Raw genomic sequence first — 17,483 nt, 5'->3', positions numbered from 1 at the left:
TCGGCCTGCAACCGACGGTGGAACATGAGGCAGTTGTCGGCTTCACGCCCGCCCTAAAGAGCGGGATTCTCGCCTTGAAAAAAGATAGACTGCTAGCTGCGAGACCCGGCACGCTGATTCGTTTTCAGGGACTGAGAGCCCGCGGCGCGCTTAATGTCGCTGGCACGGCTAGTTCCGCCAGAGCCGATATGACCCTCACCCCACGGGAGACCGAACACTACGACCAGGTCGGTGACGGGACCGTCCGCTGTCGGGTCTGTCCGCGGACCTGCGTGGTCCCGGAGGGCGAACGCGGCGTCTGTGGCGTCCGCGAGAACCGTGACGGTCGCCTGTATCTGACAAGCTACGGACGGGCGGTCTCGACCTCGATCGATCCGATCGAGAAGAAGCCCCTCTTTCACGTCGCGCCCGGTGCCGACGTGCTCTCGGTCGCCACAAAGGGCTGTAACCTGCAGTGTGACTTCTGTCAGAACTATCGCATCGCCATCGAGTACGAGGACGTGCCCGAGCACGAGCGGCCGCCCGCGGAGCTGGCCGGTCGGATCGAGGTCGGCGACGCCGACGGGCTGGCTTACACCTACACTGAACCGACGATCTTCATGGAGTACGCGCTGGACACCATGCGGGCGTCGCCCGACGACGCGCTGCAGGTGTTCGTCTCGAACGGCTACATGCGCCCCGAGACGGTCGACACGCTCGCGCCCCACCTCGACGCGATCAACGTCGACATCAAGGGCGACCGGGAGTTCTACCGCGAACACGCCGGCGTCCCGGATCCCGAACCGATCTTCGAGACCGTCGAACGGTTCGCCGAGAGGGACGTCCACGTCGAGGTGACGAATCTCGTCATCCCCGGCGAAAACGACGACGAGACGAGCCTCCGCGAGCGCATGGCGTGGATCGCCGAGGACGTCGGCACCGAGACCCCGGTGCACGTCTCCCGGTTCCACCCGGATTACAAGCTCACCGACGTCCCGCCGACGCCGATCGAGACGATCGAGCGCGCGATGGAGATCGCCACCGAAGTCGGCCTGGAATACGTCTACAGCGGGAACGTCCCCGGCCACGAGAGCGAGTCGACCTACTGCCCGGGCTGTGGCCGACTCCTGATCGAGCGGAAGGGATTCGCGGTTCGGAGCATCGACCTCGAAGACGGCGCCTGTCCGCAGTGCGGCCGGGAGATTCCGATCGTGGGGTCACCACACGGACCGTCGGACGGTCGCCGCCGTCGCGCGTTCTGAGACTCGATCCACCAGTGAAATCATGTCAGAGAGCACGTCTCCCACGGATCGATTCGACCCCGACGCGGGTCGAGAAGTGGTATCGCGCGCCAGACAGGCGATCGAGGACGCCGTCACTGCCGACGGCGAATCGACGCCGTCGCTGGATCCGCCGAGCGATCGTCTTCGGGTGATCCGAGGGAGCTTCGTCACGATCAAACGCGGCGGGCGCTTGCGGGGCTGCATCGGTCGGCCGGCCCCGGACGAACCGCTCGGAACAGTTGTCGTCGACGCCGCGGTCGATGCCGCGTTACACGATCCACGCGTGTCGGCAGTCAAACCGGACGAGCTCGGTAACGTGACGGTTTCGGTATCCGTCCTCTCGGAGCCCGAACCGCTCCCGACCACGGACCCCGAGCACGTCGAGGTTGGCACACACGGGCTGATCGTCCAGCGCGGTCGCGCGCGCGGGCTTCTCCTGCCGCAGGTCGCTGTCGATCAGGACTGGGACGCCGAGACGTTTCTCGACGAGGCCTGTCGGAAGGCGGGGCTGTCGCCCGATGTCTGGCGTGGGGGTACTGTCGACATCGAGCGATTCACCGGCCAGGTGTTCTCGGAAGCACGGCCACGAGGCACAGTTGTCGAGCGACCTCTCGGCCGGCCGTCAGATGCCGGCCAGCGCGACGCGGGCGGAGCGCAACCTCGAACCGACGGCGGAACGGTCAGGGAACCGGCCGTCGCAGGCGAGTTCTACGCCGACGATCCGGACACACTGCGAACGCAACTCCGCGAGAGCTTCACCCACGAGATCGGCCCCGGCGCGCTGGCCGACCACGAGGGCGACTCGCGCCCGCTCGCGCTGGTCGCCCCGCACGCCGGCTACCCCTACTCGGGCCCGGTCGCCGCCCACAGCTACGCGACGATCGCCCACCGCTCGAAACCGGAGACCGTGGTCGTACTCGGACCGAACCATCGCCGGGTCGGTGCGGACGTGGCCGTCGCCCCGAGCGATCGGTGGCGAACGCCGCTGGGCGAGACGTCGGTCGATCGGGGCCTGGCGCAGGCTGTCGTCGACGGCGCGGACGGCGCGACGTTCGACGCGGTCGCACACGAGACTGAACACTCCGTCGAGGTGCAGGTCCCGTTCCTGCAGCACGTCCTCGCGGACGTCTCGATCGTCCCGATCTGTCTCGGAGCGATCGGCCACGATCGGGCTGCATCGCTCGGCGCGACGCTCTCGTCGGCCATCGATCGAGCCGGGCGGGACGCAATCATCGTGGCTTCGACGGACCTGACACACTATCAGTCCCACGACGCCGCCCGCGAGGCCGACCGTCCGATCCGCGAGGCGATCGAGGCGCTCGACACGGACGCGATCGCCCGGCGCGTGGCGAGTGGCCACTCGATGTGCGGACCGTGGGCGACCGTGGCAGCCCTGCGTGCCGCTCGCGAGCGCGGTGCTGATTCGGGCGATGTGCTCACCTACGCGACCAGCGGCGACACGGCGGGCTCGCCGGGGCGTGTCGTCGGGTACTGCAGCGCCGCGATCCGATAGTGCACTACACAGAAAGTCGTCCGGCCCCTAGGCCAGCGGCTCGGCCGCGATCTCTCGGCGCAGCCTCGCGAGCCTCTCGGCGTCGATGCCGCCCACGCAGGCCTCGATGACGGCGCCGACTTCCTGGCGGGAGACCTTCACGCCGTCCGGATGAAGCACGTCCTCGGGCCGTGACTCGACCTCCCGGAGCGTGCCGACTGCCAGCAGATACGGAATCGCCCAGCCGGCGGTACGGTTGCCCGCCCGCTCGGGGACGTGTTCGAGCCACGTCTGGGCGTCGTCGAGATACGCGCGTGCGTCGTCGATCGTGCGCCGGACGACCGAGACGACGCCGTCGACGTTGTCCGGATCGTCAAGTTCGTCCTGGTCGACCCCTTCGTCGGCCAGTTCGTCGGCGGGCAGATAGACGTTGTTTTCCGCCTGGAAGTCCGCGCCGACATCCTTCGTGATGTTCACTAGCTGGAGTGCGAGCCCGAACGCCTCGGCGTTGTCTTCGAGCGGACCGCGGGTCTCGGTGGGTGTCTCCTCGTCGCAGACCAGATTCGTCACGAGTTCGCCGACCGTCCCGGCGGCGTAGTGGCAGTACTCGTGGAGCTCCTGACGCGCCTGCAGACGCAGTCCGTCCTCGGACGCGTACCGCTCGACGAACGTCACCATTCCGCCGACGAGTTCGCGAGCCGGCGGTCGGATCGCGTCCTGAATCCGGTCCGGCTGTGCCCGGAACACGCGGACGACCCGTTCAGTCTGGGCGACGAGGTCCCAGTCCGCGTTCCGCTCGTCCGGAATCCACTCCCGGACGTCCGTCTCGAATCGCTCGGCGGTCGTCGGGTCGTCCGGATCGAGTACCGCGTCGTACGTTCGGAGTAGCTGTCCCTTCCGCTCGGCAGGGATGTGGCCCGCGTCCTCGATCGTGTCCGGAATTCGACAGAGAAGATATCCCACACAGATGGACGAGGACATCGGCTCTTCGAGGACGTCGATCGTGATCGCGAAGGTCCGGGAGACCTCCTGGACGATCTCGTGGCTCCAGGCGAGATCGCGCTCTACCGTCGAGGGGTCGATGCGTTCCGAAGTATCGGCCATTTGCTGTATCGTCCATTAGGGACGGGGGTTGAAAACTCCGGTACATTTCTGACAATCAGTCGACTCGCGGCAGCGCCAGCGCGCCGACCGCCAGCGCGAGGGCCGCGAGGCCGATCAGGACCGCGAGGTTCGCGAGCGGATCCCCCGACGAGTCGAACGTCGCCGCGCGCACGCCCCGCGAGAAGTACGTCAGCGGCGATAGCTCCAGCGCCGGGCGGAACCACGCCGGCAGGAGCGACGGCGGCGCGAACGTCTCCGAGAGGAACAGAAGCGGGAGCGCGATCGCGTTGCTGGTCGCGATGACGCCGTCCTGGGAGTCGGCGAGCGCCCCGATCAGCGCACCGATCCCGCAAAACAGCGCCACGCCGGCGACGACGAACGGAATCAGCAGCGGCGAGAGAGTAATCTCCGCGCCGGTGACCACGACCAGCAACGCGAGCAGCAGCAGCGCGGCCAACCCGATGACGGCGACGTTGACGAGCGTCTGGGCGAACAGCCACTCCCAGCGCCGCAGCGGCGTGGTCGCCAGCTTCTCGAAGCGGTTGCCCTCGCGGTGGCGTGCGACTTCGCTTCCGACCCGTGACAGCGGCGTGAACAACACGACGACGGCGAGATACCCAGGCACGTAATAGCCAGGCGGCTCGGCGAACAGTCCGCCACCGCCCGCCCCCGTCTCGATCAGCGCACCGAAGATGAGGACGATCAACAGTGGGAACAGGAAGGTGAAAAACACGGCCGTGCGCCGCCGGAGAAAGGACAGCGCCGCCGCCCGCGAGGAGGCTCGAAGCCGTCCGGTCCGACTCATGGCTCGCCCCCGTCGGCTCTGACCGGCCCACCGGCGTCCAGCTCGGCCGGATCGACCGGGTCCCCGCTGTACCCGACTGCCGTATCCGCTATTTCGAGGTAGACGTCCTCCATGTCCGGTTCGCGCCAGGCCAGCGATTCGGGCTCGACGCCGGCGGCGGCCAGCCGATCGACCACCCGGCCGATCTCCGTCGGTGACACGTCGTGGACGACGAGTTGCCCGTCCCGGACCGTCGTCTCGAACCCGATCGACGGCGCCCCCGTCAACTCGTCCGTGAGGTCGATCACGAGCCGGGGCCGCTCGCCGTATCGCTCGATCAGTGCGTCCGGCGAATCCAGTGCCAGCAATCGCCCGTCGGCGAGCAGGCCGACGCGATCGGCCAGTCGCTCGACCTCGGCCATGTAGTGGGTCGTCAACACGATCGTCGTGCCGCCGTCGGTGAGCCCTTCGAGCAACCGCCAGACAGCGCGCCGTCCCGCGGGGTCAATTCCGGTCGTCGGCTCGTCCAGCACGAGCAAGTCCGGGTCGTTGACTAGCGTCACCCCGACACACACCCGGCGTTTCTGGCCCCCGGAGAGGTTTTCGTAGGCGGTTTCGGCGGCGTCTTCGAGTCCGACGTCAGCCAAGACTGCGTTCGTCTCCCGCGAGTGATCGTACAGTCCCCCGTAGTACGTGATCAGCTCCCGGGCCGACAGTCGCGCGGGCGGGTCGAACGATTGCGGCAGGAGCCCGATCCGGGACCGATCGACTGACTGGGGTGACTCGCCGAACAGTCGTACCGTCCCCTCGGCGTCGGTCGTGCCCGTCAGCGCACGGACGAGCGTGGTCTTGCCCGCGCCGTTGGGTCCGACCAACCCCAGCACGTCGCCTTCGCCGACCGTCAGTGAAACGCCATCGAGCGCGACCGTATCGCCGTAGGAACGAGCCACGTCGCTAGCGACGACCACGTCAGTCATACGGCTGATTCAGAGTACAAGAGTCAAAGCCGGTTCGGTTCCGGCAGGCCTCGTCACCTCGTCGGCCGCCAGTACAGCAACCCCACAGTAAGTACGAAGACGGCCACCGAGAGGTCGTATCCACCGGCGTAGACCGCGCCGGCGATCGCCGCACCGCCGCCGATCGTCCCCGTGACGGCGGCCGCGATGATCGGCCACGTGCAGGAGATACAGGAGAACAGCCCCAGCACGCCCGTGACGGCCGAGCCAGCCGCGTCGATGACCGTCACGTAGACCAGATACGCCAGCGCGAGGTAGCCGATCAGCTTGTACGGAATGAGGGTTAGCTTGAGGAGTCCACCGTCGTACAGTACGGCCGGACTGAACCCAGGCGGCGTCCCGAGCGCGACGCTCGGCGCAACTGTGTGGTGGGTCCCGGCCCCGACCAGTCCCCCGACGTACGCCAGCACCAGGAAGTACCCTGCCGCGAGTACGCCGGCGAGAGCACGCCGACGCGACAGCGCGGGCGTGGGTGTCGTCCGGACGAGCGCCCACAGACCGACGTTGATCCAGACGAACGGATAGAGGACGTACCGCACTCCCAGCAGGGAGTTGAACTGCGGCTGGGTGGTCAGGTACCACAGCCACAGGACCAGCAACTCGGCGTTGACGACGATGAGTGCCCAGCGCGCGGTCGCGGGGGCGGGTCGCAGCCGGTCGCGCCAGTCGGAGGTATGCGTGGCCATATCAGATCGCGAACGCGTCGATCACGATGGCGACGAGGAACGCACCCAGATACGCGTTCGAGGCGTGAAAGGCACGAAACGCCGCCGATTCGGTCCGTTCGCGGTGCAACCGGACGACCATCCACAGGAAGACCGCGCCGAGGGCGACCGTCGTGAGAGCCACGAGCACACCCAGGTCCGCCAGCGCGGTCACGGCCGTCGCCGCCAGCAGCGTCGCCCCGAGGTACCAGAGGATGTGCTTTCGGGTTGTCGCCTCCCCGCGGACGACGGGCATCATCGGGAACCCGGCGCGGGCGTAGTCGTCCTTGTACGCCAGCGCGAGATTGTAGAAGTGGGCGGGCGTCCACAGGAAGATCACCAGTGCGAGCGCCAGCCCGGGAACCCCGATCGTCCCCGTGACGGCCGCCGATCCGATCAGCGCCGGCAGTGCGCCCGCCAGCCCGCCGATGACGGTGTTCTGGACCGTATTGGGCTTCAACACGAGCGTGTACACGACGCTGTAGAAGACGATCGCGACCAGCCCCAGCGCCGCCGCGAGGACGTTGACCGTCAGGAACGCACCGAGTGACAGTGCACCGAGTACGAACCCGAACGCCAGCGCGCGCGAGACCGGAACCTGCTCGGTCGTCAGCGGCCGGTCCGCGGTGCGGTTCATCCGCCGGTCGACGTCCCGTTCGAGGACGTGATTGAACGTGCCACTGGAGCCGATCGCCAGCACGCCGCCGCCGAGCGTCGCCAGCACCGTCTGGAACGCGATCGGCCCCTCCGCCGAGAGGGCCATCCCGGCCGCCGCGACCAGGCTGAGCAGCCACATCAGCCGCGGCTTGGTTAGACTGACGTACGCACGCACCGTATCCCTGACCCCGCTCGGTCGTGTCACTGTTAGGTCGCCGACCGGTTCCGGCGCGGGCTCGGGATCCGTCGAGACCGGTTGATCGTCGTCGGCGCCGGTTTCGAGGTGCCACGCCAGCGCAGCGACAAGTGCCCCGAAGATCGACGCCGCGACGCCGAGGTGAATCGCGGGCAGATCGCCGACCCCCCCGGTCGTCGCGACGCCGGCACCGACGCCGACCTGCACCGGGAAGAGTGCGAGCGCCAGCGCCAGCGCGTACTTGACGCGCCTGCGGCGTGCGACCCGCCAGCCGACGACGGCAGTCAGGACGACGAGCAGCCCGACCAGTAGCGCGGTCACGCGGTGGCCCCAGGCGATCAACAGCGTCGGATCGGCGAGCGACGGCGGCTGTGAACAGACCGGCCAGGCCGAGCAGGCACTGGCCGCGTCCGCGATCGCCGCTGTTGCGCCGGCAACGATCAGCGCGTAGACGCCGATTACCGTCCCGGCGAGCAGTGCGGTGAAGGTACGTGTGTCTGTCTCGCCCACGGGAATCGTCTTACCTATTCGGTCCGGTTCCGGCTATTTAATTCTCGCGCTACCCCCCGTTTCAGGGAGGGTTTTGAACATAAGATCCCCTGACATTGGGGGCAAGATATTACGGACAATACCGCAGGAGAGCCAGGTTATTTATATCACAGTTCCCAAGGGGGTGGCAATGACGCGCAACCGTGCCGGGGTCGCCGCGGTGCTGTCGGGCCTGCTGGTCGTCGCCAGCCAGCCTGCGCTCGCTCAGTCGACCGCCAGCTCCTCGACGGAAGAGGCGATCTGGGGGCTGAACTTCGAGTTGCTCGCGGTCGCAATCCCGATCACGATCCTGGTCGAGGCGATCCTCTTTTACACCGTCTGGCGGTTCCGATCGAGCAACGTCGAGGAAGCCAAACCCACCAAGGAGAACCGCCGGCTCGAGATCACCTGGACGATCGCGACCGCGATCGTGCTGCTGTTCGTCGGGATCGGCGCCTACGGCGTGCTCGCCCAGGACGACGTGTCCGGTCAGGGAGAAGCGGACATGGAGGTGCAGGTGTTCGCCGAGCGATACGCCTGGAGCTTCGAGTATCCTGACCAGAACGTCTCCTCGAACGACCAACTGGTGATCCCGGTCAATCAGACGGTGAAGCTGAACATCACCTCGAAGGACTGGTTACACGCGTTCCACGTCCCCGAGCTTGGATTGAAATCCGACGCGTTCCCCGAACAGTCGAACTACCTCGTCACGACCCCACAGCAGACCGGCACCTACCAGCTCTACTGTGCGGAATACTGCGGTGCCGGCCACTCCGTCATGATGTCCGAAGTCAACGTGACGACCCAGGAGAAATACGAGTCCTGGCTCGCCGCACAGCAGGACGACGCGGTCGAGAACAGCACCGCAGAGTGACTGCTGACAGGCGTAGCCGACCAGTCTAGCGACAAGCTTTTTCTACTGTCCCGTGTGAATCATGACCATGGAGGAAGCGTACGTACGGTTGGTGTGTCCCGAATGTTCGAAAGACTGGCAGTCGACGCCGCGGGACCTGCCCGAGCCGAGTCAGACCTTTCACTGTCCGAACTGTCACGCCTCGCGACCGCTCTCCGAGTTCATGCGGACAGAACGCGATCTCGAGACGCTGAAAGAACTCCAGTAGTTTCGGAGTTGCCGTCCCCCATCGCCCGTGCCGATCAGCCGCTCGTCGAGGACCGCGCACCGCAGGCCTCACACTGCAGGAGCACTGCGCCCTTTTCGCGGATGATCTTCGTGTCCGGCAGACCACACTCCGAGCAGAGGACGAATTCATCGACGTAGGCGTCGAGCGCCTCCGAGATCCGACGTTCGCTGAAACTGCCCGTCAGTCGCGCGCGGCCGCTCTCGTCGATGTGGCCGCTGGTACCCAGCTCGTTCTGGAGGAACTTGATCACGTGGTCGTCCTCGCGCCCGAGGCGGTCGACCGTCGTCTGGAAGTTCTCGTATACGGTGACGTTTCCTTCCTGTCGCACGTCCGGGTCCGGAACGTCGAATCGCTCGTCCCCGCCGTCGATGTCCGGCGTCTCCGAAATCGCCCGATCGAGCATGTCGTCGTAGTCCATACCGGGCCGTACCCGGCCGCCGAGTAAAAGCCTTTCATATACCGGATCCGCTATCGACCGTCGACTGCCCACCACAGACCGACAAACGGCCGGCGGTTTTCCGCCTCACGAAGTGAAGTCTGTGAGGTAGTATTTCGTCCCCCTTCATATCGGCTGATAGACCCTGACAAAACCCGCGAATACGGGAGGCTAGTGTTAACGATTCTCAGGATACTACTATAACCCTCCAGTCGGTATGGTTGAATGACTATGAAGAAGCAGGAGCTCATTCACCTTCACGGCCTGCTCGCACAGGTACAGGAACATTACGAAGAACACACCGGAAACGTCGTCGAACACGACGAATATCTCGACCAGGGCGTTCGGCCGACATCGATTCACAAATCGAAGACAGACCACAAGGCAGCCGTCTTCGCCCTGGCCGACGGGCTCACCTCGGAACTCGAATCGGAAGTCAAAGAACCTGTTTCTGCGAGTGCGGACTGATCTCCGAGCGCGGTCTCTACACGCTCGTTTGGCTTCCAGTCGCAACGCTCACAGTCGGTCAGTGTTCGTACTCGTCGTGAGCCGCACTGTGTTCGTGACCGTGCTCGTGGCCGGGGTCGGACCCGCCGATGACGACGACTTTCACCTGCTGGACGCCGCCGAGCGCCCGGAGCTCGTTCGCGAGCGCGTCGATATCGCCGGCCGTCCCGTCGACCACGAGCGTCTCCATGCACCGGTCCTGCGAGAGGTGGATGTGCTGAACTGACGTGACGAGGCTGGCGTGCTCGTGTTGGATCGACTGTAACTGTCCGGGGAGGTCGCTGTCGTGTTCGTGTTCGTGGACGACGACGATCGTCCCGTAGTGGTGTCCGTGGTCCCCGGCTTCCCAGTCGTACGTCGCAAAGAAATCACGGAGGGCGTCCCGGACGGCCTCCGATCGGCTCGAATAGTCCCAGTCGCCGACGATCTCGTCGAGACGGTCGGTCATCTCCGGCGGTACCGTCAGGCTCACCCGGTCCAGATCCTCGCTCATACCTGCTCTTGCATACTAACGTACAAGAGCGTTGATACTGGCTCCCCAGTATTACAGAATCAGGGAAACATATTATTGTCGGCCGACTGTACCGCTGTCTACCGATGCACATTCCCGATGGGTACGTCGATCTGCCGATCGCGGCGGCGTTTGCGGTCGTCGCGGGTGTCGCGCTGGCGATCGCCGCACGCCGAGGCGGCGACAGACTCGAGGGGAGTCAGGCGCCGCTCGTCGGTGTGACCGCGGCCGGTATCTTCGCCGCGCAGATGCTGAACTGGCCGCTTCCCATCCCCGGTGGGACGAGCGCACATTTCGTCGGCGGCGCGTTCGCGGGGATCGTCCTCGGCCCGCATCTCGGCGTTCTCGCGATGAGCGCGGTCGTCGTCGTACAGGCGTTGCTGTTCGGCGACGGTGGTCTGACCGTTCTCGGCGCGAATCTGTTCAATATGGCCGTCGTCGAAGTGTACGTCGGCTATGCGATCTTCCGGGTCGGCCGGCGCTGGAACGACGTCGGCGCGGCGTTCGTAGCCGGATGGGTCGCCGCCACGGCAGGGGCGATCGGCGTCGCCGTCCAGCTCGGTGCGTCCGCGGCGTTCAACTACGAACTGCTCACGGTCCTGGCGATCATGGGCGGCGGACACGCCGTTCTCGGGCTCATCGAAGGGGCGATCACGGCCGTCGTCTACCGGGCTGTCGTCCGATCGCGGCCGGACGTCTTACCGAGTGCGACGCGGGAGGTGGCCGCATGAGCGTTCGCGAGTACTGGTCCCGGCAGTGGGTCAGGCGCGCACTCGTGGTCCTCGTCGTGCTCGCGTTCCTCGCGCCCGTGTTCGGCGTCGCGGCCGAACGGGTCGGATACACCGAACCGCTCGAGGTGGCCGCCGACGAGACCGGCGCGTCCGGCTCCGCCGATCCTGTGATCAGCTCTCCGTTGCCGGATTACTCGGTGTCCGGACTGCCCGGACCGCTCGGGACGCTCGCGTCGGCACTGCTCGGTAGCGCGATCGTGTTGGTGGGTATGCTCGCGCTCAGCCGCCTGCTCGCCCGGGAACAGTGACAGTCGTCGATCGGACGCTCGAAGCAGTCAGCGAGCGCGTCCAGCGACTGCTCGAAGCCGAACAGATGCCACAGCGGGACGGCTTCCTGCAGGCGGTCGATCCCGCTATCAAGATCGTCGGCCTGTTCGCGCTGATCGTCGTGGCGGTTTCGATCGGTGTCTGGCCCGCACAGGCCGTGCTGCTCGCCCTCGTGGCCGGCCTGACACTCGGCTCTCGCGTGTCTCTCGCCACGCTCGCCCGGCGAATCGCGATCGTCCCCGCCGCCTCGCTCGCCATCGTCGCACCGCAGCTCGTGCTGCTATCCGGCAACTCCGTTCTCGGGCCGATCACTGCCGAAGGCGTGTCGTACGTAGTGACGTTCGTCCTTCGAGTCACAGTGTCGGTCTCGCTGCTCTCGCTTTTGATCCTGACGACGCGAGTCGCCGATCTGCTTTCGGGGTTCCGACGGCTGGGGGTTCCCGAACTCGCGATCTCGCTCGTCGCGATCACGTACCGTCACCTCCAGGTCTTCTTCGACGAGCTGTCACGCGTCGTCAGGGCGCGGCGGAGTCGAACGATCGTCGACCGCGGCGCCGGCCAGACCTGGCGCGAGAGCGGGTCGATGCTCGGGTCGTTCCTGTTGCGTGCGTTCGAGCGCGGCGAGCGCGTCCAGCGGAACGCCCGCGCTCGCGGTGGCACGACGATGGCAGCGTATCCGTCCGACAGCGACTTGAGCCGCGCGGACGGCGTCTTCGTCACGATGGTCGCCACAGTCGTCGCCGCTCGGATCGGGATGTGGATACTGTGACGCGCGCTCTCGATGCTCGGGCGGTGTCCTACAGCTATCCCGACGGGACGAGCGCGATCGAGGCGTTCGACCTCACGATCGAGGTCGGCGAGCGGGTCGCGCTCGTCGGCCCGAACGGCGCCGGGAAGTCGACGCTGATCCAGCTACTCGGTGGGCTCATCGATCCCGACAGTGGCTCGATCGCGTACTTCGAATCGGAGACACCGGCCGACGACCTGCGCGATCGCATCGCTGTGCTGCCCCAACAACCCGACGAGTACCTGTTCAACTCGACGGTGCGGGACGATCTGGAGTACGGCCCGGCACAGCTATCGATCCCAAAAGCGCAGGCGCGTGATCGGGTCGACGCGCTCGCCGAGCGTCTCGAGCTGACGGGATTGCTCGATCAGCCACCGTTCCGGCTGAGCGGCGGCGAGCAGCGTCGCGCCGCGCTCGCCAGTGCCGTCGCGGTCGATCCGGACCTGCTGTTGCTGGACGAGCCGGTCGCGGACATCGACCCCGCATACCGCGAGCGTATCCTCTCGCTGCTCGAGGAGCGCTCCGAGGACGGTGACACACAGATCGTCTCGACGCCGAACGTCGATCTCGTCCCGCACCTCGCCGATCGGGTCGTACTTCTCGATGCGACCGGGGACGTTGTCGCCGACGGACCGACAGAGGAGATACTGACAGACAGTTCGTTGCTCGAACGGTGCGGTCTCGCGGCGCCGACCGTCACGGAACTCTTCGAGACGGCCGGTGCCGAGGAGCTACCGCTTACGGTTGCGGAGGGCGCCGCCCGGCTGTCTGATCTGCTTGAGTAGATTCCGGCTCCGTCTCCGTCTCCATCGACGGACAGTCCTCTGGCCAGTCGATCCAGGATTTGAGTGCGAGCGCACCGGGGATCTCCGGCAGTTCCTGGACGTCCTCGCTGCCACAGTGAGGACAGTAGCGATCCGGCCGGGGGTGGCGGCCGTCCGGTGCGGCCTCCTCGAAGCCGTACCAGATCGCCTGACAGGAGTTACATCCGAACGCCGCCTGGCGTTCGGGCAGCGGACCGACGAGCCGTCCCAACTGCTCAAAGTACTCTCCGTTCATCTATCCGGACCTACGACAGTGCTCGTCCAAAACTGCCCGGGAATTACCACGCCGTGAGAACGGGGTGGTTTCCGTAGGCGACCCCGACGGGACCGGTTCGCTGTGGATTCCGGGCGTTTGTTCGCGGTCGTCTATCGGTCGTCGTCGGTGGCCGAGACAGTCTCCTTGTCGGTCTTCGACCAGAAGTGCAGTACTTTCTCCGACGATTCGACGCGCGAGGTGGAACTCGGTTTGGAACTCATTGTGTATCTACATCTATCGCGACTTGGCATATATATTTTGCCCTATATCTGGCTTCCGGTATAATCACTCATGGTAAGAATATAAGGTATTGTATTCCGTCCCGGCATTCGGGGAAATACACCATCTATTTTCCGGATAGATGGGTCGGTTTTGCGCATGCTTCGAAGAATATATGGTCTCGGAATGGCGATATATCGCGTAACATGCCCTCGAGCGAGCAACTCCGCACTCACGGGGACCGCAATGTCGTCCCGGAGGACGTTTCGCCGCGGACGCCAACAGCAGAGACGGCTGACGGCGAAACGGAGGCAAAAACGGGTGCGCCCCCGGTCGACGCGTTCACGCTGGCGCACATGCGGGCGGCCGACCGCGAGGACATCCGATCGGGGTAGCAGGTTCCGCTCCCTGTCGTCGTGTGACCGGTAATTGCGGTTATTCCTCGTCGTATTCGCCGACCTGCTCGTCGAGCCACGCCGCGTATGCCTGGACGTGCTCGGCCCCTGCCTCGGTGAGTTCGTAGACGTCGCTGAGTCCGTCAGTCCGCGATTCGACGTGGCCCAGACGTTCGAGCGCCTCCAGCGCTCCGTAGAACTGTTCGGGGTCGATCCGTTCGTCGTGATGTCGTTCGAGCGCCGTCTTGAGTTTCTGTGCCGGACGGCCGTCAGTCCCGTACAGCAGGACACAGATGTCCCGGCGTCGACCGCTCTGGAGCCACTTCATACCTCACTGTCCGTGCTTGAGTGGCATATCGTCACTGTTCTCCTCAGCCGACGGTCTTACCTACCAGCGCTTCGAGGGGTGGCGTATGACGAAGACGGTACTCATCACGGGGTGTTCGTCCGGAATCGGGCGCGCGACGGCCGAAGCGTTCCTCGAGGACGAATGGACGGTGTACGCGACTGCCCGCGACGAGGACGACATCGCGGATCTGGACGACGCCGGCTGTGAAACGGCCGAACTGGACGTGACGAACGCCCGCGAAGTCGAACGCGTCGTCGATCGGATCGCCGACGAGCAGGGGCGGATCGACTGTCTGGTCAACAACGCCGGGACGGCCCAGTTCGGCCCACTCGAAGACGTACCCACCGACGCTCTCGACGACCAGTTCGACGTCAACGTGTACGGCCCACACCGGCTGATCCGGGCGGTCCTGCCGCACATGCGCGACCGCGAAGAAGGGCGGATTATCAACGTCTCCAGCGTGACTGGCTTTCTCGCGACACCCGGCGAGGGTGCCTACAGCGCCTCGAAGTTCGCGCTGGAAGGGCTGAGCGACGCGCTCCGTAACGAGGTCGACCAGTACGGCATCGAGGTCGTGCTGGTCGAGCCCGGCCCGGTCGCGACCGAGTTCGAGCAGCGCGTCGAGGCGTCCCGCGACCGCCTGGAGCGCTCGGGCGCGTACGAGGCGATCTACGGGATCCAGGACGACCGCGCTGCGATCGAGGCCAGCGACACGTTCGGGATGGCGCCCGAGGCAGTGGCGACGACGATCAAAGACGCCGCGACAGTGACCGATCCGGATCCGCGATATCCGGTCGGTCGGCTCGCGAAGGCGGCGACGCTCGCCCGGCATTTGCCGGATCGAGCGCGCGACCGCGTCTGGGGACTGCTTCGCCGTGTGACGTCGCTACGACGGTGATCCGAATGATCGAGGACCGCGACGAACTGGCCCGAACGCCGGCACACGACCTCGCACTGTCCTGTATCGAGGCCGGGATCGAAGCCGCTCAGCCCGAGCGCGTCATCGCCGAACACGTCTCCGTAGAAGGCGACACACTCCGGATCGTCGATACCCAGTATGATCTCACCGCATACGACGAGATCGTCCTGCTCGGTGGCGGCAAAGCCGCCGACGTCGTCGCCCGGGCACTCGGTGACGTGCTCGACGACCGGATCGACCGCGGGCTGGTCGTGACGACTGACCCCGTCGAGACGGCGGCCGTCGAGGTCGTCGAGGGCGCACATCCCGTGCCGGACGAGCGAGCACGCGAGGGCGCTCGCGAGATTCTGGATCGCGCTCGCGAACACGGGGAGCGCGCCCTCTTGCTCGTGCCGATCACCGGCGGCGGGAGTGCCCTGCTCCCGCTGCCCGCGGGCGACGTCCGCCTTCGGGATCTGCAGGCGATCACGGAGACGCTCGTCGAGAGCGGCGCGGCGATCGAGGAGATCAACGCCGTCCGCAAGCACCTCTCGGCGATCAAAGGCGGTGGACTGGCAGCAGCCGCCGCGCCGGCGACGGTCGTCGGGCTGGTCTTCTCGGACGTGGTCGGCGACGACCCCGCGACGATCGCCTCCGGTCCGACCGCGCCGGACGCGACGACCTACGAGGACGCGCTCGCCGTGCTCGACCAGTACGACGTCGACGCGCCCGGGCCGGTGGTCGACCACCTGGAGGCCGGGGCGGCCGGCGAGCGATCGGAGACGCCCTCGGGCGAGTTACCACACGTCGACAACCACGTCCTCGCGAACGCGTGGACGGCGCTGTCGGCCGCCGAGAGCGTCGTCGCCGACACCGACTACGAACCTGTGGTCCTCTCCTCGCGGATCCGCGGGGAGGCGACGGAGGCGGCGCTCAGCCAGGTCGCCATCGCCGAGGAGTGTCGCGCGACCGGCAATCCAATCGAGCCGCCGGCCGTCTTCCTCTCGGGCGGGGAAGCGACGGTGACTGTCCTCGGCAACGGCGAGGGCGGACCGAACCTGGAGTTCGCGCTGCGGGCGGGGCTCGCCCTCCCCGAAGGCGTCGTCTGTGCGAGCGTCGACACGGACGGGTCGGACGGCGCGACCGACGCCGCGGGCGCGATCGTCGACGGCGAGACCGTCGCGGACCCGATGGCTGCCCGGCGCGCGCTGGTGGAAAACGACGCTGTCTCGGTGCTTGACGACGCCGGCGCGCTGCTCGAAACTGGACCGACGGGGACGAACGTCAACGATCTCCGGGTACTCGTGGTCGAGTCGGACGGCTAGTCCAGACAGGCCGCGACGGCCCGCAGGAGCGTCTCGCCGCGCACTTCGTCGGCGAACAGCGGGACGCGCTTGACGTCGTGACCGCGGAAGACGTCCTGAGATTGCTGGAGTGCCTGCTGCTGGACGTCCCAGCGGCGCTTGCAGAACTCACAGCTGTCGAGGTTCGGCGAGACGAACCAGTCGGCCTCGATGTCGGCGACGTCGGTCAGATCCTCCATCACGCGATTGACGACGATGGTCCCGACGGGAATGCCGAACTCCTCGAGCTGGGTCAGGAGTCGCTCCGATTCCATCACGCTGAGCTCTTCGGGCACCATCACGACCCGGAAGTCCGTCTTGTCGGGATCCTGCAGCACTGCACGTAGCTTTTCGATCCGCCGGCTGAGCTCGCGCAGGTCGCCCAGCCCCTCTTCGAGCTGTTCGTCATCGTTTCCGAACATACCGGTCACCGACTCCATCACGCCGCTCATACGTTCGCGGAAGGCGATCAGGCGGCCGACCATCGTCTCCATCACGTCCGGGAGTTCGAGCAATCTGAGGGTGTGGCCCGTCGGCGCGGTGTCGACGACCACGCGGTCGAACCGCTCGTCGTCGAGGTACTCGATCAGCAGGCGCATCGCCGCGGCCTCGTCGGTGCCGGGCATCGCGGCCCCGAAGGGATCGGCCACGTCGTCGCCGAGCAGCTCCGAGAGTGGGCCGAGGCTGTCCTCGACGCCGAGCGGGTTCTCGCCGAAGGCGTTCTCGGGATCGATCTCGACGGCGTACAGCGGGATCTCCTCACGGATCTTCGTCGGTTCGTCCGGGATGTCGGTCTCGAGGGTGTCCGACAGCGAGTGTGCCGGATCGGTCGAGACGATCAGCGTCGCGGTGTCGTCGCGGGCACTCGCCAGTCCCGTCGCGGCGGCCATCGTCGTCTTCCCAACGCCGCCTTTGCCCCCGTAGAGGACGTACTCGGGAGCGTCGACTCCGGCGGGCACGGCCGCGTCGTCGATCTCCTCGACCGGCTCGACGTCGATGTCTGTCATGCGCGGCG

General features: G+C 66.4%; 22 protein-coding genes. 12 read left to right on the top strand and 10 right to left on the bottom strand.

Annotated elements, in window-relative coordinates:
- Nucleotides 1-188: 188 nt before the first annotated feature.
- Together amrS and amrB are read left to right on the top strand one after the other, a co-directional pair.
- Nucleotides 189-1,241, top strand: coding sequence for an AmmeMemoRadiSam system radical SAM enzyme (gene amrS, locus HSEST_RS07350; protein ID WP_229120263.1), 1,053 nt, complete (start codon nt 189-191; stop codon nt 1,239-1,241).
- A gap of 22 nt (nt 1,242-1,263) precedes the next feature.
- Nucleotides 1,264-2,775, top strand: a complete 1,512-nt coding sequence (gene amrB, locus HSEST_RS07345; RefSeq protein ID WP_229120262.1) for an AmmeMemoRadiSam system protein B — start codon at nt 1,264-1,266, stop codon at nt 2,773-2,775.
- A 27-nt stretch (nt 2,776-2,802) separates the two neighbouring features.
- Here the strand turns inward: amrB and HSEST_RS07340 are convergent, their stop codons facing one another.
- Genes HSEST_RS07340 through HSEST_RS07320 form a run of 5 tightly spaced genes read right to left on the bottom strand, consistent with a single transcriptional unit; the run spans nt 2,803 to nt 7,725 of the window.
- Entirely contained in the window at nt 2,803-3,858 is a 1,056-nt protein-coding gene (locus HSEST_RS07340; RefSeq protein ID WP_229120261.1) for a phytoene/squalene synthase family protein, read from the bottom strand.
- 55 nt (nt 3,859-3,913) lie between these two features.
- Nucleotides 3,914-4,663, bottom strand: a complete 750-nt coding sequence (locus HSEST_RS07335; RefSeq protein ID WP_229120260.1) for an ABC transporter permease — start codon at nt 4,661-4,663, stop codon at nt 3,914-3,916.
- Nucleotides 4,660-5,619 (bottom strand): ABC transporter ATP-binding protein, encoded by a 960-nt coding sequence (locus HSEST_RS07330; protein WP_229120259.1) that lies wholly within the window; start codon nt 5,617-5,619, stop codon nt 4,660-4,662. The genes HSEST_RS07335 and HSEST_RS07330 overlap by 4 nt, the downstream gene beginning before the upstream one ends.
- Nucleotides 5,620-5,672: 53 nt before the next feature.
- On the bottom strand, nt 5,673-6,344 hold the full coding sequence (locus tag HSEST_RS07325; RefSeq protein ID WP_229120258.1) for a DUF7546 family protein: 672 nt from the start codon (nt 6,342-6,344) through the stop codon (nt 5,673-5,675).
- A gap of 1 nt (nt 6,345) precedes the next feature.
- Nucleotides 6,346-7,725 carry a heme o synthase gene (locus HSEST_RS07320; protein ID WP_229120257.1) on the bottom strand — a complete coding sequence of 460 codons (1,380 nt, stop codon included), beginning with the start codon at nt 7,723-7,725 and terminating at the stop codon, nt 6,346-6,348.
- Between the two features lie 169 nt (nt 7,726-7,894).
- Here HSEST_RS07320 and coxB point away from each other — a divergent pair, with 169 nt between their 5' ends.
- Nucleotides 7,895-8,617, top strand: a complete 723-nt coding sequence (gene coxB, locus HSEST_RS07315) for a cytochrome c oxidase subunit II (protein WP_229120256.1) — start codon at nt 7,895-7,897, stop codon at nt 8,615-8,617.
- A 67-nt stretch (nt 8,618-8,684) separates the two neighbouring features.
- Nucleotides 8,685-8,864: a hypothetical protein gene (locus HSEST_RS07310; protein ID WP_229120255.1), complete on the top strand. Its 180-nt coding sequence runs from the start codon at nt 8,685-8,687 to the stop codon at nt 8,862-8,864.
- Nucleotides 8,865-8,898: 34 nt separating this feature from the next.
- On the opposite strand, the gene HSEST_RS07305 is transcribed toward HSEST_RS07310, so the two are convergent.
- Nucleotides 8,899-9,303 (bottom strand): translation initiation factor IF-2 subunit beta, encoded by a 405-nt coding sequence (locus HSEST_RS07305; protein WP_229120254.1) that lies wholly within the window; start codon nt 9,301-9,303, stop codon nt 8,899-8,901.
- 249 nt (nt 9,304-9,552) lie between these two features.
- Here HSEST_RS07305 and HSEST_RS07300 point away from each other — a divergent pair, with 249 nt between their 5' ends.
- Nucleotides 9,553-9,789: a UPF0058 family protein gene (locus HSEST_RS07300; protein ID WP_229120253.1), complete on the top strand. Its 237-nt coding sequence runs from the start codon at nt 9,553-9,555 to the stop codon at nt 9,787-9,789.
- 58 nt (nt 9,790-9,847) lie between these two features.
- Here HSEST_RS07300 and nikR read toward each other — a convergent pair whose 3' ends face one another.
- Entirely contained in the window at nt 9,848-10,321 is a 474-nt protein-coding gene (gene nikR / locus HSEST_RS07295; protein WP_229120252.1) for a nickel-responsive transcriptional regulator NikR, read from the bottom strand.
- A 104-nt stretch (nt 10,322-10,425) separates the two neighbouring features.
- Between nikR and HSEST_RS07290 the strand changes: the two genes are divergently transcribed.
- The 4 genes from HSEST_RS07290 to HSEST_RS07275 are packed head-to-tail and all read left to right on the top strand — an operon-like array spanning nt 10,426 to nt 12,969.
- Nucleotides 10,426-11,070 carry an energy-coupling factor ABC transporter permease gene (locus HSEST_RS07290; RefSeq protein WP_229120251.1) on the top strand — a complete coding sequence of 215 codons (645 nt, stop codon included), beginning with the start codon at nt 10,426-10,428 and terminating at the stop codon, nt 11,068-11,070.
- Entirely contained in the window at nt 11,067-11,378 is a 312-nt protein-coding gene (locus HSEST_RS07285) for a PDGLE domain-containing protein (RefSeq protein ID WP_229120250.1), read from the top strand. The genes HSEST_RS07290 and HSEST_RS07285 overlap by 4 nt, the downstream gene beginning before the upstream one ends.
- Nucleotides 11,375-12,166, top strand: coding sequence for a cobalt ECF transporter T component CbiQ (gene cbiQ, locus HSEST_RS07280; RefSeq protein ID WP_229120249.1), 792 nt, complete (start codon nt 11,375-11,377; stop codon nt 12,164-12,166). The genes HSEST_RS07285 and cbiQ overlap by 4 nt, the downstream gene beginning before the upstream one ends.
- A complete protein-coding gene (locus HSEST_RS07275) occupies nt 12,154-12,969 on the top strand; it encodes an energy-coupling factor ABC transporter ATP-binding protein (protein WP_229120248.1) in 816 nt (271 codons plus the stop codon). Before cbiQ ends, HSEST_RS07275 begins: the two co-directional genes overlap by 13 nt.
- Here the strand turns inward: HSEST_RS07275 and HSEST_RS07270 are convergent.
- Entirely contained in the window at nt 12,923-13,243 is a 321-nt protein-coding gene (locus HSEST_RS07270) for a hypothetical protein (protein ID WP_229120247.1), read from the bottom strand. The genes HSEST_RS07275 and HSEST_RS07270 overlap by 47 nt on opposite strands.
- A 446-nt stretch (nt 13,244-13,689) precedes the next feature.
- Here HSEST_RS07270 and HSEST_RS07265 point away from each other — a divergent pair, with 446 nt between their 5' ends.
- Complete coding sequence (locus HSEST_RS07265) at nt 13,690-13,878, top strand: hypothetical protein (protein WP_229120246.1); 189 nt, start codon at nt 13,690-13,692, stop codon at nt 13,876-13,878.
- Nucleotides 13,879-13,918: 40 nt separating this feature from the next.
- Here the strand turns inward: HSEST_RS07265 and HSEST_RS07260 are convergent, their stop codons facing one another.
- A complete protein-coding gene (locus HSEST_RS07260) occupies nt 13,919-14,206 on the bottom strand; it encodes a PadR family transcriptional regulator (RefSeq protein WP_229120245.1) in 288 nt (95 codons plus the stop codon).
- An 85-nt stretch (nt 14,207-14,291) separates the two neighbouring features.
- Here HSEST_RS07260 and HSEST_RS07255 point away from each other — a divergent pair, with 85 nt between their 5' ends.
- Nucleotides 14,292-15,125, top strand: a complete 834-nt coding sequence (locus HSEST_RS07255; RefSeq protein WP_229120244.1) for an SDR family oxidoreductase — start codon at nt 14,292-14,294, stop codon at nt 15,123-15,125.
- Between the two features lie 5 nt (nt 15,126-15,130).
- Complete coding sequence (locus tag HSEST_RS07250; RefSeq protein ID WP_229120243.1) at nt 15,131-16,450, top strand: glycerate kinase type-2 family protein; 1,320 nt, start codon at nt 15,131-15,133, stop codon at nt 16,448-16,450.
- Here HSEST_RS07250 and HSEST_RS07245 read toward each other — a convergent pair.
- Entirely contained in the window at nt 16,447-17,475 is a 1,029-nt protein-coding gene (locus tag HSEST_RS07245; protein WP_229120242.1) for an ArsA family ATPase, read from the bottom strand. The two genes, HSEST_RS07250 and HSEST_RS07245, sit on opposite strands and share 4 nt — an antisense overlap.
- Nucleotides 17,476-17,483 lie beyond the last annotated feature (8 nt).

The organism is Halapricum desulfuricans, assembly GCF_017094465.1.
Classification (GTDB): domain Archaea; phylum Halobacteriota; class Halobacteria; order Halobacteriales; family Haloarculaceae; genus Halapricum.
The sequence above is the reverse complement of the archived record's forward strand: the minus strand, read 5'-3'. Positions and strand labels throughout refer to the sequence as shown.

Excerpts from the sequence above, each read along its gene's own strand:
- amrS (WP_229120263.1), top strand. The coding sequence starts at position 189 with ATGACCCTCACCCCACGGGAGACCGAACACTACGACCAGGTCGGTGAC.
- amrB (WP_229120262.1), top strand. The coding sequence starts at position 1,264 with ATGTCAGAGAGCACGTCTCCCACGGATCGATTCGACCCCGACGCGGGT.
- HSEST_RS07340 (WP_229120261.1), bottom strand. The coding sequence starts at position 3,858 with ATGGCCGATACTTCGGAACGCATCGACCCCTCGACGGTAGAGCGCGAT.
- HSEST_RS07335 (WP_229120260.1), bottom strand. The coding sequence starts at position 4,663 with ATGAGTCGGACCGGACGGCTTCGAGCCTCCTCGCGGGCGGCGGCGCTG.
- HSEST_RS07330 (WP_229120259.1), bottom strand. The coding sequence starts at position 5,619 with ATGACTGACGTGGTCGTCGCTAGCGACGTGGCTCGTTCCTACGGCGAT.
- HSEST_RS07325 (WP_229120258.1), bottom strand. The coding sequence starts at position 6,344 with ATGGCCACGCATACCTCCGACTGGCGCGACCGGCTGCGACCCGCCCCC.
- coxB (WP_229120256.1), top strand. The coding sequence starts at position 7,895 with ATGACGCGCAACCGTGCCGGGGTCGCCGCGGTGCTGTCGGGCCTGCTG.
- HSEST_RS07310 (WP_229120255.1), top strand. The coding sequence starts at position 8,685 with ATGGAGGAAGCGTACGTACGGTTGGTGTGTCCCGAATGTTCGAAAGAC.
- HSEST_RS07305 (WP_229120254.1), bottom strand. The coding sequence starts at position 9,303 with ATGGACTACGACGACATGCTCGATCGGGCGATTTCGGAGACGCCGGAC.
- HSEST_RS07300 (WP_229120253.1), top strand. The coding sequence starts at position 9,553 with ATGAAGAAGCAGGAGCTCATTCACCTTCACGGCCTGCTCGCACAGGTA.
- nikR (WP_229120252.1), bottom strand. The coding sequence starts at position 10,321 with ATGAGCGAGGATCTGGACCGGGTGAGCCTGACGGTACCGCCGGAGATG.
- HSEST_RS07290 (WP_229120251.1), top strand. The coding sequence starts at position 10,426 with ATGCACATTCCCGATGGGTACGTCGATCTGCCGATCGCGGCGGCGTTT.
- HSEST_RS07285 (WP_229120250.1), top strand. The coding sequence starts at position 11,067 with ATGAGCGTTCGCGAGTACTGGTCCCGGCAGTGGGTCAGGCGCGCACTC.
- HSEST_RS07270 (WP_229120247.1), bottom strand. The coding sequence starts at position 13,243 with ATGAACGGAGAGTACTTTGAGCAGTTGGGACGGCTCGTCGGTCCGCTG.
- HSEST_RS07265 (WP_229120246.1), top strand. The coding sequence starts at position 13,690 with ATGCCCTCGAGCGAGCAACTCCGCACTCACGGGGACCGCAATGTCGTC.
- HSEST_RS07260 (WP_229120245.1), bottom strand. The coding sequence starts at position 14,206 with ATGAAGTGGCTCCAGAGCGGTCGACGCCGGGACATCTGTGTCCTGCTG.
- HSEST_RS07255 (WP_229120244.1), top strand. The coding sequence starts at position 14,292 with ATGACGAAGACGGTACTCATCACGGGGTGTTCGTCCGGAATCGGGCGC.
- HSEST_RS07250 (WP_229120243.1), top strand. The coding sequence starts at position 15,131 with ATGATCGAGGACCGCGACGAACTGGCCCGAACGCCGGCACACGACCTC.
- HSEST_RS07245 (WP_229120242.1), bottom strand. The coding sequence starts at position 17,475 with ATGACAGACATCGACGTCGAGCCGGTCGAGGAGATCGACGACGCGGCC.